Source organism: Ideonella azotifigens (assembly GCF_006519715.1).
GTDB classification, from domain to species: Bacteria; Pseudomonadota; Gammaproteobacteria; order Burkholderiales; family Burkholderiaceae_C; genus Ideonella; species Ideonella azotifigens.
The window spans coordinates 1-13475 of sequence record NZ_VIDT01000081.1 but is presented as its reverse complement, the minus strand read 5'-3'; the positions used below and the strand labels follow the sequence as shown (position 1 = coordinate 13475).

12 protein-coding genes are annotated in these 13475 nt (G+C 65.4%); 5 read left to right on the top strand and 7 right to left on the bottom strand.

Translation table 11 applies throughout. From position 1 onward, the window contains the following. The coding region (locus FKP22_RS07895; protein WP_141286796.1) for a hydroxysqualene dehydroxylase at positions 1 to 1170 on the top strand (1170 nt) is incomplete at its 5' end. A gap of 92 nt (positions 1171 to 1262) precedes the next feature. Next, positions 1263 to 2033, top strand: a complete 771-nt coding sequence (locus tag FKP22_RS07890; protein WP_141286795.1) for an IclR family transcriptional regulator — start codon at positions 1263 to 1265, stop codon at positions 2031 to 2033. A 66-nt stretch (positions 2034 to 2099) separates the two neighbouring features. On the opposite strand, the gene pbpG is transcribed toward FKP22_RS07890, so the two are convergent. The 7 genes from pbpG to FKP22_RS07855 form a co-directional block, all read right to left on the bottom strand. Next, on the bottom strand, positions 2100 to 3275 hold the full coding sequence (gene pbpG / locus FKP22_RS07885; RefSeq protein WP_141286794.1) for a D-alanyl-D-alanine endopeptidase: 1176 nt from the start codon (positions 3273 to 3275) through the stop codon (positions 2100 to 2102). A 161-nt stretch (positions 3276 to 3436) separates the two neighbouring features. Further along, positions 3437 to 4978 (bottom strand): 2-isopropylmalate synthase, encoded by a 1542-nt coding sequence (locus tag FKP22_RS07880; protein WP_141286793.1) that lies wholly within the window; start codon positions 4976 to 4978, stop codon positions 3437 to 3439. Then, positions 4975 to 6687, bottom strand: coding sequence for a 2-isopropylmalate synthase (gene leuA, locus FKP22_RS07875; protein WP_141286798.1), 1713 nt, complete (start codon positions 6685 to 6687; stop codon positions 4975 to 4977). The genes FKP22_RS07880 and leuA overlap by 4 nt, the downstream gene beginning before the upstream one ends. 216 nt (positions 6688 to 6903) lie before the next feature. Next, positions 6904 to 7728, bottom strand: coding sequence for a CDP-diacylglycerol--serine O-phosphatidyltransferase (gene pssA / locus FKP22_RS07870; RefSeq protein ID WP_141286792.1), 825 nt, complete (start codon positions 7726 to 7728; stop codon positions 6904 to 6906). 80 nt (positions 7729 to 7808) lie between these two features. After that, positions 7809 to 8825: a ketol-acid reductoisomerase gene (gene ilvC / locus FKP22_RS07865; protein ID WP_141286791.1), complete on the bottom strand. Its 1017-nt coding sequence runs from the start codon at positions 8823 to 8825 to the stop codon at positions 7809 to 7811. A gap of 130 nt (positions 8826 to 8955) precedes the next feature. Then, entirely contained in the window at positions 8956 to 9447 is a 492-nt protein-coding gene (ilvN, locus tag FKP22_RS07860) for an acetolactate synthase small subunit (RefSeq protein ID WP_141286790.1), read from the bottom strand. A 211-nt stretch (positions 9448 to 9658) separates the two neighbouring features. Then, complete coding sequence (locus FKP22_RS07855; protein ID WP_141286789.1) at positions 9659 to 11494, bottom strand: acetolactate synthase 3 catalytic subunit; 1836 nt, start codon at positions 11492 to 11494, stop codon at positions 9659 to 9661. A gap of 256 nt (positions 11495 to 11750) precedes the next feature. Here FKP22_RS07855 and FKP22_RS07850 point away from each other — a divergent pair, with 256 nt between their 5' ends. From FKP22_RS07850 to FKP22_RS07840, 3 genes are all read left to right on the top strand, one after another. Continuing rightward, positions 11751 to 12317 (top strand): RNA polymerase sigma factor, encoded by a 567-nt coding sequence (locus tag FKP22_RS07850; protein WP_141286788.1) that lies wholly within the window; start codon positions 11751 to 11753, stop codon positions 12315 to 12317. Continuing rightward, positions 12314 to 12793 carry a DUF3619 family protein gene (locus FKP22_RS07845; RefSeq protein WP_231013124.1) on the top strand — a complete coding sequence of 160 codons (480 nt, stop codon included), beginning with the start codon at positions 12314 to 12316 and terminating at the stop codon, positions 12791 to 12793. Before FKP22_RS07850 ends, FKP22_RS07845 begins: the two co-directional genes overlap by 4 nt. Positions 12794 to 12919: 126 nt before the next feature. Continuing rightward, positions 12920 to 13475 (top strand): DUF3106 domain-containing protein (locus FKP22_RS07840; RefSeq protein ID WP_170200803.1); only part of this gene is annotated, 556 nt, incomplete at its 3' end.

Sequence of the window (13475 nt, the reverse complement as noted above, 5' to 3'; positions counted from 1 at the left end):
CAGGGCGATTTGCTGCTGGACAACGGCCAGCACATCCTGATTGGCGCCTACCGCGACACGCTGGCACTGATGCGCCGCGTGGGCGCGTCGCCCGAACACCTGCTGCACCGCAGCCCGCTGACGCTGCGCTACCCGGACGGCAGCGGCCTGGTGCTGCCGCCCGGCCCTGCGCTGCTGTCCTTCGCCCGCGGCGTGCTGGGCTGGCGCACAATGCCCTGGCGTGACCGTGTTGCGCTGCTGCTGCAAGCCAGCCGCTGGGGCCTGCAAGGCTTTCGCTGCGACCCCTCTTTGACAGTGCAGGCCTTGTGCCGCGGCCTGCCCGCGAGCGTGATGCAGGCGCTGATCGAGCCACTCTGCGTGGCCGCGCTGAACACGCCTGCCGACCAAGCCAGCGCGCAGGTGCTGCTGACAGTGCTGAAAGACGCCTTGTTCGGCCCACGCGGCAGTGCCGACCTGCTGCTGCCGACAGCGCCGCTGCAAGCCCTGCTGCCAGACCCGGCGCTGGCCTGGCTGCAGCAGCGTGGCACCGAATGGCGGCCTGGCGCACGCGTGCAGCAGCTGCACCGCCTGGCCGAAGGTTGGCAAGTGCGGACCGATGAAGGGCAGGACGATGTGCAAGGCGTGGTGCTGGCCTGCAGCGCCAACGAAGCCGGCCGGCTGCTGGCCCCGCATGCACCCGACTGGGCCGAGACCGCGCAAGCGCTGCGCTACGAACCCATCGTCACGGTCTGGCTGCGAAACCCGGCGCACCGCGCCTGGCCGGAGCCCATGCTGGCCTTGCAGGCCGACGCGCAGGCGCCGGCACAGTTCGGCTTTGACCTGGGCGCGCTGGGCGGGCCGGCAAACACGCTCGCACTGGTCATCAGCGGTGCAGCGCCTTGGGTGGCGCAAGGGCTGCCAACCACGGTCGCCGCGGTTCGGCGCCAGTTGGCGCAGGCATTTGCCGGTCGATCTGAATTCGACTGGGACGATGCGCAGGTCGAGCTGGTGGCCGTGCGCGCCGAGAAACGTGCCACTTTTGCCTGCACGCCCGCGCTGCAGCGACCGTCGGCAGATCCCCTGCCCGGGCTGCGCGTGGCGGGTGACCACGTGGCCGGCCCGTATCCGGCCACGCTGGAAGGCGCAGTGAGGTCCGGCTTGGCGGCGGCACGCGCGCTCATCACCAGCTGAAACATGACGCTCGCGTCACGGCGATTTCGCAGCCATCTTCCCGCCAGGCATTTCGCCATGCAAAAATGGCAGCAGATCCACGCTGCTTCGCCATGACCAAAAAAGATCCCAACACGCCCAGCATCCAGGTGCTGGCACGGGCTTTTTCGCTGCTGGACGTGCTGGCCGCGCACCAGGACCCGGTGCCGCTGAAGGATTTGAGCGAGCGCACGGGACTGCACCCGTCCACCGCGCACCGCATCCTGAACGACTTGGCAGCAGGCCGCCTGGTCGACCGACCCGAAGCCGGCAGCTACCGGCTGGGCATGCGGCTGCTGGAACTGGGCAACCTGGTCAAGGCCCGGCTGGACGTGCGCGACGCGGCGCTCGGCCCGATGCGCGAGTTGCACAAGCTCACCCACCAGCCGGTCAACCTCTCGGTGCGCCAGGGCGACGAGATCGTCTACATCGAGCGGACCTACAGCGAGCGCTCAGGCATGCAGGTCGTGCGCGCCGTCGGCGGCCGGGCGCCGCTGCACCTCACCTCCGTGGGCAAACTCTTCCTGGCCTACGACGACCCGCAGCGTGTGCGCGCCTATGCCACCCGCACCGGCCTGGCCGGCCACACGCGCAACAGCCTGACGGAGATAGGCGCGCTGGAGCGTGAGCTGAACCTGGTGCGCCGGCATGCGCTCGCGCGCGACGACGAGGAACTGGAACTGGGCGTGCGCTGCATGGCCGCCGGCATCTTCGACGACCAGGGCAAGCTGGTGGCGGGCCTGTCCATCTCGGCACCAGCGGACCGGCTGGAAGAATCCTGGCTGGACCGGGTCAAATCCACTGCCGCCACCATTTCCGGGGCACTGGGTCACCGCGTGCCCTGAAACACGCTTGCCGAGCGTGATGAAAAAAGCAGCCCGCGGGCTGCTTTTTTCATGGGAGGAAGCAACTCAGATGGCTGGCTTGGCGGCGTGCACTTCGGTGGTGGCAGGCAGCAGGCTGGCGGCACCGGTCGCCGCGGCAGTGCCGGCTGCGCGAGTCAGCCCTGCGGCTGGCGTGACCGGCACGCTTGCGGTCAGTGGCGCCGGGTTGGCCATCACCCACTTGCGGATGCGCTCGGCGTCGCCGATGCGCGAATACTTGCCGGCCGAATCCAGCAGCACCATGATCAGCTTGCGGCCGGCCATCTGGGCCTGCATCACAAGACATTGGCCCGCCTCGTTGATGTAGCCGGTCTTCTGCACGCCAATGTCCCAATCCGGGTTGCGCACCAGCCGGTTGGTGGTGTGGAACTGCAGTTGACGGTTGCCGATGGCGACCTGATGCTCGGGCGAGGTAGACAGTTCGCGGATCAGCGGCACATGCGAAGCAGCGCTCACCAGCGCTGCCAAATCGCGTGCGCTGGACTGGTTCTGGCTCGACAGGCCGGTGGGCTCGACGTAACGCGTGTCCATCATGCCCAGCAGCTTGGCCTTGGCATTCATCGCGCCGACGAAGGCCGACAGGCCGCCAGGGTAGTGGCGGCCCAGCGAATTCGCAGCCCGGTTTTCCGAGGACATCAGCGCCAGGTGCAGCATTTCGCCGCGAGGCAGCTGAGTGCCGACCTTCAGGCGCGAGGAACTGCCTTTTTCGGTGTCCACATCGTCCTGCGTGATGGTCAGCACTTCGTCCATCGGCAGCTTGGCCTCGGTCACCACCATCGCGGTCATCAGCTTGGTGATGGACGCGATCGGCAGGACGGCCTGGGAATTCTTGTTCAGCAGGACCTCGTTGGTGTCCTGGTCCATCACAAAGGCCACGCCTGACTTCAGCGCCAGCGGATCCTCGGTTTCATGCAGGCCGGCGAGCTGGCCAAACGAGCGGACCGGCGGGGTGACGCTGGCGACCGTCTTGCGCGTGGCGACCACAGCGTGCGTGGGCCGGGCCGCGCGGCCCTTGCTGGCCACCACCTTGCGACTGCTCACCGCGCCGGCTGACGACTTGTTCGCCGCCTTGCTGACTGCGCTGGAGGAAGATGCCTTTTTGGCAGCGGAAGCTGCGGTGGCCTGGGCGGGCACTGCGATGCTGACGGCGAGCGCCAGGCCAAAACCCAGTGCTCGCACCACATTCAGTCGAATCTTGTTCATCGGTGCAGCGTCTAACGCCCTAAAAAGTGGCCCCCGGATTGCTTCTCGCAAGCACGCCGGGGAGCGCCTTACAGATTTTGTCCCGAGTCTATGGGAAAGCAAAAAGACACGCAAGATCAAAAACTTGCATGCCCTTTCTCAAGTGCCCATCGGACCTGGGATCAGCCCTGCGCAGCCACCCTATCACCGCCGGTGTGAAGCTTGTTCAGGGCCGAGAGATACGCCTTGGCAGATGCCACGACGATGTCCGGATCAGCCCCGACACCATTCACCACCCGGCCGCCCAACTGCAGGCGCACCGTGACTTCGCCCTGCGATTCTGTGCTGCCCGAGGTGATGGCATTGACCGAATAAAGCAGCATTTCCGCGCCACTTTCGATCTGGGATTCGATCGCCTTCAGCGTTGCATCGACCGGGCCGTTGCCATGGCTCTCGGCAACGACCTCGCGGTCGCCGATCGTGAAAGCCACCCTGGCGTGCGGGCGCTCGCCGGTTTCCGAGCGCTGCGACAGCGACAGGAAACCGTGGTGCTCGTGAATGCTGGTGACGCTTTCGTCGCCCAGCAGCGCGATGATGTCCTCGTCGAAAATCTCGCTTTTGCGGTCGGCCAGGTCCTTGAAGCGGGCGAACGCCGCATTGATTTCCGTCTCCGACTCCAGCGCCACGCCCAGTTCCTGCAGCCGCTGCTTGAAGGCATTGCGGCCGGACAGCTTGCCCAGCACGATCTTGTTGGCGGCCCAGCCCACATCCTCGGCGCGCATGATCTCGTAGGTGTCACGCGCCTTCAGCACGCCGTCCTGGTGGATGCCCGAAGCATGGGCAAAGGCGTTGGCGCCGACCACGGCCTTATTCGGCTGCACGACAAATCCGGTGGTCTGGCTGACCATGCGTGAGGCCGGCACGATCTGCGTGGTGTCGATGCCCACGTCCAGGCCGAAATAGTCCCGGCGGGTGCGCACCGCCATCACCACTTCTTCCAGCGAACAGTTGCCCGCCCGCTCGCCCAGGCCGTTGATGGTGCATTCAACCTGGCGTGCACCGCCAATCTTCACGCCGGCCAGCGAATTGGCCACCGCCATGCCCAGGTCGTTGTGGCAGTGCACCGACCAGATGGCCTTGTCGGCATTCGGGATGCGCTCGCGCAGTTGGCGGATGAAGTGGCCGTACAGCTCGGGAATCGCGTAGCCGACGGTGTCGGGCAGGTTGATCGTGGTCGCGCCCTCGGCGATCACCGCTTCGATCACGCGGCACAGGAAGTCCGGGTCGGAGCGGTAGCCATCCTCGGGCGAAAACTCGATGTCGCCGCACAGGTTGCGCGCAAAGCGCACCGCCTGCGTCGCCTGCTCCAGCACCTGTTCCGGCGTCATGCGCAGCTTCTTCTCCATGTGCAGCGCACTGGTTGCAATGAAGGTGTGGATGCGGCTGCGCGGCGCCGGCGCCACGGCCTCTGCCGCGCGCGCGATGTCCCGGTCGTTGGCGCGGGCCAGCCCGCAGATCACCGAGTCCTTGATGTGGCTGGCGATGGTGTGCACGGCTTCGAAGTCGCCATGCGACGCCGCCGGGAAGCCGGCCTCGATCACGTCCACCTTCAGCCGCTCCAACTGGCGTGCGATGCGCAGCTTCTCGTCGCGCGTCATCGAGGCGCCGGGCGATTGTTCGCCGTCGCGCAGCGTGGTGTCGAAAATGATCAGTTTGTCAGTCATACAGAGATTTCCTCGACCTTTGTGGCCGTGTCACGCGACTCGCCCAGCGCACGCTGCACGCCACTGAGCACTGCCTTCATCGATGCATTGACCAGGTTGGCGTCCATGCCCACGCCGAACAGTGTGCGCTCTCCGCCCACGCGCAGTTCCAGGTAGGCCACCGCGCGGGCCTCGGCACCGCCGCTCAACGCATGTTCATGGTAATCGAGCACCTCGACCGAAACCCCGGTCGCCGCCTGCACGCCGGCGACAAACGCCGCCAGCGGCCCGTTGCCGCGGCCATGCACCTCGCGCACCTGCCCACCCTGCTGCCACTGGGCGCGCACGCTGACGTCTGCACCCTGCCCGCCCGCGCCCAGTTCCTGCTCCTGGATCTCGACCCGCGCCAGTTGCGCCTGCTCGGGACGGTATTCCTTGGCGAACAATGCCCACAAGTCGTCCGAGCCCAACTCCTTGCCGTCGATGTCCATCACTGCCTGCACCACCTGGCTGAACTCGATCTGCAGCCGGCGCGGCAGTTCCAGCCCGTAATCCGACTCCAGCAAATAGGCAATGCCGCCCTTGCCGGACTGGCTGTTGACGCGGATCACCGCCTCGTAGCTGCGGCCCAGGTCCTTCGGATCCACCGGCAGGTAGGGCATGTCCCAGATCTCGCCGTCCTTGCGGGCGGCAAAGGCCTTCTTGATCGCGTCCTGGTGCGAACCAGAGAACGAGGTGTAGACCAGGTCGCCCACGTACGGATGGCGAGGATGCACCGGCAACTGGTTGCAATGCTCGACCGTGCGGCGGATCGCGTCGATGTCGGAGAAGTCCAGGCCTGGCGACACGCCCTGGGTGTAGAGATTCAGCGCAACGTTGACCAGGTCCAGGTTGCCGGTGCGCTCACCGTTGCCGAACAGGCAGCCTTCGAGGCGGTCGGCGCCAGCCATCAACGCCAACTCGGCGGCCGCCGTCCCGGTGCCGCGGTCATTGTGCGGATGCACCGACAACACGATGGCATCGCGCCGTTCCAGCTGCCGATGCATCCACTCGATCATGTCGGCGAACTGGTTGGGCGTCGAGCATTCGACCGTGGACGGCAGGTTGACGATGCAAGGGCGTGTCGGTGTCGGCGCCCAAGTGGCCGTCACGGCGTCGACGATGCGCTTGCTGAAATGCAGGTCGGTGTTCGAGAACATCTCCGGCGAATACTCGAAGGTCCATTCGGTGCCGGGCTGCCTGGCTGCCATGTCGCGGATCATGGCCGCATGGGTCACGGCCAGGTCGACCACGCCGTCCTCGTCCAGCCCCAGCACCACGCGGCGCATCACTGGCGCCACCGCGTTGTAGAGGTGCACTACCACCTTCTTCGCACCGACAAGCGATTCGAAGGTGCGCGAGATCAGGTGGTCGCGTGCCTGCGTCAGCACCTGGATGGTCACGTCGTCCGGCACCAGGTTCTGCGTGATCAGCAGGCGCACAAAGTCGAAGTCCGCCTGCGAAGCTGACGGGAAGCCCACCTCGATCTGCTTGAAACCGATCTGCACCAGGGTCTGGAACATGCGCAGCTTGCGCGCCGGGTCCATCGGCTCGATCAGCGCCTGGTTGCCGTCCCGCAGGTCCACGCTGCACCACTGGGGCGCCCGCGTCAGCTGGGCATCGGGCCAGCGGCGATCAGGCAGGGCAATGGGGGCGAAAGCGCGGTACTTCTGCTGCGGGTGCTTGAGCATCATGGTGTGCATCCAGGGAGGTGGGCGCAACCAGCAGCACAGAAAACGAGAACGGCCCGCTGCGGTTGCATACGGGCCGTTGGGGTCAGGCGAAACGTGGACGTGACTGGCTGACTAGCGAACCCGTGGTTCCTCTAGGGCTAGTAGCAGTTGGGACATGCCCAGCTGGGCAATGACGTACTCGAAACGCATGGGGCTGGAATCTAACAGGTTTTGCTAGTGATGCAAACCGCGTTCATCCGGCTCGTCGGTGCTGGTGGAGATCACGCTCGCCGGCCGACCCTTCGCCTTTCGCCACGCATAGATCGCATAGCCAGAGAGTCCGTAGATGCAGAAGACACCAAAAAGCACGCGAGCTGGATCGAGCGCCGCCACGCCAATCGCCAGCATGATCGCAACCAGCACGATGAAGGGCACCGAGCGACGCCGGTCGAAGACCTTGAAACTGTAGAAGGGCGCGTTCGTCACCATCGAAAGCCCGGCAAACAGCGTGATGCCATAAGCCGCCCAGCCCACCCAGCTGCCGGGCTGGACCCGCTGGCTGTCGGCGCCGTCCACCACGCTCCAGATCAGGCCGATCACCAGCGCCGCTGCGGCCGGGCTGGGCAGCCCCTGGAAGAAGCGCTTGTCGACCACGCCGATGTTGACGTTGAAGCGTGCCAGGCGAAGTGCAGCGCCAGCGATGTAGACGAAGGCCGGGATCCAGCCCGGCTTGCCCATGTCCTTCAGCGCCCACATGTAGACGATCAGGGCCGGCGCAGCACCAAAGGCCACCATGTCCGACAGGCTGTCCATCTGCTCGCCGAAGGCAGACTGCGTATTGGTCATGCGCGCCACGCGGCCATCGAGGCTGTCGAGAATGGCGGCAGCGAAGATGGCGACGCAGGCGAGCTCGAACCGGCCGGCAATCGCCATGACGATGGCGTAGAAAGCAGAGAACAACGCACCGAGGGTGATGGCGTTGGGCAGGGCATAAATGCCCTTGCGACGAGGGCGGACGTTCAAGCCAGGCTCGTCGTCCTCAAGAGTTTCAGGCGTCATGGCGGGCAGGATAGCTCAGGCCAAAAGAAAGGCCGCATCCAGCGGGATGCGGCCTTGGCTGGCAGGGCCTTGAGGCGCGATCAGTTGCGCGACTTGTCGACCAGCTTGTTGGCCTTGATCCAGGGCATCATCGCGCGCAGCTTGTCGCCGACGACCTCGATCTGGTGCTCCTCGGTCAGGCGGCGGCGCGAGATCAGCGTCGGCGCGCCGGCCTTGTTTTCCAGGATGAAGCTCTTGGCGTATTCGCCGGTCTGGATGTCCTTCAGCACCTGCTTCATGACCTGCTTGGTCTCGGAGGTCACGACGCGCGGGCCGGTGACGTACTCGCCGTATTCGGCGTTGTTCGAGATCGAGTAGTTCATGTTGGCGATGCCGCCTTCATAGATCAGGTCGACGATCAGCTTGAGCTCGTGCAGGCACTCGAAGTAGGCCATTTCCGGCGCGTAGCCGGCTTCCACCAGCGTCTCGAAACCCGCCTTGATCAGCTCGACGGTGCCGCCACACAGCACCGCTTGTTCGCCGAACAGGTCGGTTTCGGTTTCTTCGCGGAAGTTGGTTTCGATGATGCCGGCCTTGCCGCCGCCATTGGCCGCGGCATAGCTCAGTGCCAGGTCGCGCGCCTTGCCGGACTTGTCGGCGTAGATCGCGATCAGGTGCGGCACGCCGCCACCTTGCACGTAGGTCCCACGCACCGTGTGGCCAGGCGCCTTCGGAGCGACCATCCACACGTCCAGGTCGGCGCGCGGCACGACCTGGCCGTAGTGCACGTTGAAGCCATGCGCGAAGACCAGCGAAGCGCCTTCGCGGATGTTCGGCTCGACGTCCTTCTTGTAGACCTCGGCGATCTGCTCGTCCGGCAGCAGGATCATCACCACGTCGGCGCCCTTGACCGCATCGGCGACCTCGGCCACTTTCAGGCCCGCCTTTTCGACCTTGGACCACGACGCGCCACCGCGGCGCAAGCCGACGGTGATCTTGCAGCCGCTGTCGTTCAGGTTCTGGGCGTGCGCATGGCCTTGCGAGCCATAGCCGATGATCGCGACGTTCTTGCCCTTGATCAGCGAGATGTCGGCGTCCTTGTCGTAGTAAACCTTCATGGTCTTCTCCAGAAAAATTCGGTTGTGATTGCGGGGGCTTTACCAAGCGGCTGCCGCGGAACTGGCTTTGCCAGGCCGCCGCAGCGCCCCCTTGAGGGGGAGCGCCGAAGGCGCTCAGGGGTGGTGGGGGTCAAACTCTGAGGATGCGCTCGCCGCGGCCGATGCCGCTGGAGCCAGTGCGAACCGTCTCCAGGATCGCGGTGCGGTCCAGGCCTTCGATGAAGGCATCCAGCTTGCCGGCGTCGCCGGTCAGCTCGATGGTGTAGCTCTTCTCGGTCACGTCGATGATGCGGCCGCGGAAGATGTCGGCCATGCGCTTCATCTCTTCGCGCTCCTTGCCGACGGCACGCACCTTGATCAGCATCAGTTCACGCTCGGTGTACTGGCCTTCGGTGAGGTCGACCACCTTGACCACGTCGACCAGCCGGTTCAGGTGCTTGGTGATCTGCTCGATCACCTCGTCCGAGCCGGTCGTGACGATGGTCATGCGCGACAGCGACGGGTCTTCCGTCGGGGCGACGGTGAGGCTCTCGATGTTGTAGCCGCGGGCGGAGAACAAGGCCACCACGCGCGACAAGGCGCCGGGCTCGTTTTCGAGCAGCACGGCGATGATGTGTTTCATTGCGGATCTCCTGACGCGCTCTTCAGCCAGCCGGCGGTAACCGGAAGGCCTTGGCCACGTCTGTCGAATCGTTGAGAAAAGTTGGTCCGACGAACCTGAAGGGAACGGCCGAACCGGAGGAACCGAGATCAGATCCCGAGGTGTCACCAGCCTTCAGCGGGGCGCGGCGAATGCTGCGGTAACAGCACCCGTCCGGCCCGCCTCGTGCTGGTCACAAGTCCTCGGAGCCCAGCAGCATCTCGGAAATGCCCTTGCCCGTCTGCACCATCGGCCAGACGTTTTCGGTCGGGTCGGTGCGCACGTCCAGGAACACGGTGCGGTCCTTCAGCCGGATCAGCTCCTTCAGCGCCGGCTCCACCTCGGAAGGCTTCTCGATCTTGATGCCGACATGGCCATAGGCCTCAGCCAGCTTCACGAAGTCCGGCAGCGCGTCCATGTAGCTGTGCGAGTAGCGGCCTTCGTAGTCCAGTTCCTGCCACTGCCGCACCATGCCCAGGTAGCGGTTGTTCAGCGAGATCACCTTGACCGGCGTCTTGTACTGCTGGCAGGTCGAGAGTTCCTGGATGTTCATCTGGATCGAGCCTTCACCGGTGATGCAGAACACGTCCGCATTCGGCTTGGCCAGCTTGATGCCCATCGCATACGGCAGGCCCACGCCCATCGTGCCCAGGCCGCCGGAGTTGATCCAGCGGCGCGGCTCGTCGAAGCGGTAGTACTGCGCGGCCCACATCTGGTGCTGGCCGACATCGGAGGTCACGTAGCAGTCGGTGCCGCGGGTCATTTCCCACAGCGCCTCGACCACCTGCTGCGGCTTGATCACATCCGGGCTGCGGCGGTAGGCCAGGCATTCCTTGCGGCGCCATTCATTGATCTGGCTCCACCACTGGGAGATCACCGAGGTATCGGGCTTTTGCTGCGCTTCGCGGATCTGGGCGATCAGCTCCTGCAGCACGTCCTTGACGTCACCGACGATCGGGATGTCGACCTTGACGCGCTTGGAGATCGACGAGGGGTCGATGTCGATGTGGATGATCTTGCGCTCGACCGAGGCGAAGTGCTTCGGGTTGCCGATCACCCGGTCGTCGAAACGCGCGCCCACCGCCAGCAGGACGTCGCAGTTCTGCATCGTCATGTTGGCTTCGTAGGTGCCGTGCATGCCCAGCATGCCGAGGAACTTCGGGTCGGACGCAGAGGTGGCGCCCAGGCCCATCAGCGTGTTGGTGACCGGGTAGCCCAGCAGGTCGCACAGCTGGCGCAACTCGGCCGTGGCCTCGCCCAGGATCACGCCGCCGCCGGTGTAGATGTAAGGGCGGCGCGCCTGCAGCAGCAGTTGCACCGCCTTGCGGATCTGGCCGCCATGGCCCTTCTTGACCGGGTTGTAGGACCGCATTTCCACCTGCTCGGGGTAGTGGAAAGGCGCGGTCTTCAGCGAAACGTCCTTCGGGATGTCCACCACGACCGGGCCGGGACGGCCGGTGCGGGCGATGTGGAATGCCTTTTTGAGCGTCAGCGCCAGGTCGCGCACGTCCTTCACCAGGAAGTTGTGCTTGACGATGGGCCGGGTGATGCCGACGGTGTCGCATTCCTGGAAGGCGTCCAGGCCGATGGCAGGCGTGGGCACCTGTCCGGTGATGATCACCATCGGGATCGAGTCCATGTAGGCGGTGGCGATGCCGGTCACGGCATTCGTCACCCCCGGACCCGAGGTCACCAGCGCCACGCCGACATCGCCAGTGGCGCGGGCATAGCCGTCCGCCGCGTGAATGGCCGCCTGTTCATGGCGCACCAGCACGTGCTGGATGGTGTCTTGCTGGTACAGCGCGTCGTAGATGTAAAGCACTGACCCGCCCGGGTAGCCCCACATGTACTTGACGTTCTCGGCCTGCAGGCAGCGCACGAGGATCTGCGACCCGTTGAGTTCCTTGCCATTGGCGCCATTCGAGGCGGCAGAGGACGGGGCAGCAAAAGAGGAGGAGGGAGAGGAAGAATTCTGGGAGCGACCCTCAGCAGGGGCGCCACGCTTGACTTCCGCGGCAGACACGTTCATTTCGAACCTCTGTGAATTTCTCTGACGAAAAACCTTCGGTGCCCCTCCTCGCATCCTCGTGAGACGGATTTGGGACCTGCGCGATCAACAATTGCTGCACCCGCGGTCGGGGCAGCCTGAGACCAAGTCGCACCAAGTGCGAAGGCGCATTATTGCACTGTTGAAGCGGCGCTCACCCGGCAACCCCGGGGAAGACAAGGTGCAGTGACATAATCCCACGTCCTCAGACGGGTGCCCCAGCACGCCCTCCGCAGCCTTGGCCTCCGACAAAGAACTCTCAGATTTCCTCAAGAGCGTCGAAAAGCGCGCCTTCAAGCGCACGGTCTATACCGTGCGAGATGAAGACGCTGCGTTGGACATCGTGCAGGACGCCATGATCCGGCTGGCGGAGAAATACGCCGACCGTCCGCCCGCCGAATTGCCGCTGGTGTTCCAGCGCATCCTGTCCAACGCCACGATGGACTGGTTCCGCCGCCGCAAGGTGCGCAGTGCGGTGATGACCAACATGTCGGACTTCGAGGGCCACGGCGAAGACGGCGATTTCGACCTGCTCGAAATGCTGGAAACCGTCGAGGGCAGCCTGGGCTCGGAAAGCGCCGCCGACACCGTCGGCAGGGAACAGATCTTGCACCAGATCGAGCTGGAAGTCGCGCAGTTGCCAGGCCGTCAACGAGAGGCCTTCCTGTTGCGTTACTGGGAGGAAATGGACGTCGCGGAAACCGCGAGCGTGATGGGTTGCTCCGAAGGGAGCGTGAAAACCCACTGCTCGCGCGCCGTGCATGCACTGGCCAAATCTTTGAAAGCCAAGGGAATAACGCTGTGAAGACCCCTTCTTCCCGCCCTGCCGAACAGCACCGCGAGAGCGCTGGCATTGAAGCCCGCTTCGGGCTGCGTGTCACCGCGGCGCTCAGCGAGCGTGCACAAGGCACGCCGGCACATGACATCGACACCCGCTTGCGTTTCGCCCGCGAGCAGGCACTGGCGCGCGCCATGGCCAGCCGCAAGCTGCAGACGCAAGCTCAAACGCAAGCCGCCAGCACCACGGTGCTGGTCGGCAAGTCCGCCCGCGGCGGCGCCGGCCTGCTGGGCGGCCACTCGCCCTGGCTGTTCCGCTTTGCGTCCGCCCTGCCGCTGGTGCTGCTGTTGGCGGGCGTGGTGCAGATCGACAGCTGGCATGACCGTGCACAGGTCGTGGCCACGGCCGACCTTGACACCGCCTTGCTGAGCGACGACCTGCCGCCCGACGCCTACAGCGACCCCGGCTTTGCCGAGTTCGTGAAGACCAATCGGCACAACTGACAGCCGGCGCCGTCCGGCTGCCGCGCCTGTGCAGTTGCCGACGGCCTCGGCCCGTGCGCCCAGCCTGCCCTGTCTTTTTCGCCATTTTTTTCGAACCCCGCTGAGCAGTTCCAAGCCGAGATGCCCGTGACCCACCCCGCCTCCCCGAACCGGCCTTTGTGGCGCGCTGCGCTGCTGGCCGCCCTGTTGTGCCTGTCGCCCTGGGTGGTGCAGGCGCAGCCGGACGAGGGCAGCAGCAGTGGCGGCCCGAGCTGGAACAGCCTAAGCAGTTCGCAGCGCAACGTGCTGGCGCCGCTGGGCAAGAACTGGAACCAGCTGCCGGCCGAAAACCGCGCCAAGTGGATGGAAGTCGCCTCGCGCTTCCCGAAGATGTCGCCCCAGCAGCAAGAGCGTATCCAGCAGCGAATGGGCGAATGGTCGAACATGAGCCCGCAGCAGCGCAGTGCCGCGCGACAGAACTACCAGCAATCCAAGCAGATTTCCCCCGGCGACAGGCGTGCCAACTGGGAGGCCTACCAGGCTTTGCCCAGCGAGGAACGCGAAGCGCTGGCTGCACGCCGCTCGGCTGCCGGCAACCCGCCCACCGCGCCCGCCGCCACCGGCGCTCGGTCACTGCGCATGGCCCCGGTGGACGCGCAGGTGCCGAAGTCCAACATCGTCAATGCGCGGCCGGATGGCCCGA

Excerpts from the sequence above, each read along its gene's own strand:
- pbpG (WP_141286794.1), bottom strand. The coding sequence starts at position 3,275 with ATGAACAAGATTCGACTGAATGTGGTGCGAGCACTGGGTTTTGGCCTG.
- ilvC (WP_141286791.1), bottom strand. The coding sequence starts at position 8,825 with ATGAAGGTTTACTACGACAAGGACGCCGACATCTCGCTGATCAAGGGC.
- leuA (WP_141286798.1), bottom strand. The coding sequence starts at position 6,687 with ATGCTCAAGCACCCGCAGCAGAAGTACCGCGCTTTCGCCCCCATTGCC.
- FKP22_RS07880 (WP_141286793.1), bottom strand. The coding sequence starts at position 4,978 with ATGACTGACAAACTGATCATTTTCGACACCACGCTGCGCGACGGCGAA.
- pssA (WP_141286792.1), bottom strand. The coding sequence starts at position 7,728 with ATGACGCCTGAAACTCTTGAGGACGACGAGCCTGGCTTGAACGTCCGC.
- FKP22_RS07890 (WP_141286795.1), top strand. The coding sequence starts at position 1,263 with ATGACCAAAAAAGATCCCAACACGCCCAGCATCCAGGTGCTGGCACGG.
- ilvN (WP_141286790.1), bottom strand. The coding sequence starts at position 9,447 with ATGAAACACATCATCGCCGTGCTGCTCGAAAACGAGCCCGGCGCCTTG.
- FKP22_RS07855 (WP_141286789.1), bottom strand. The coding sequence starts at position 11,494 with ATGAACGTGTCTGCCGCGGAAGTCAAGCGTGGCGCCCCTGCTGAGGGT.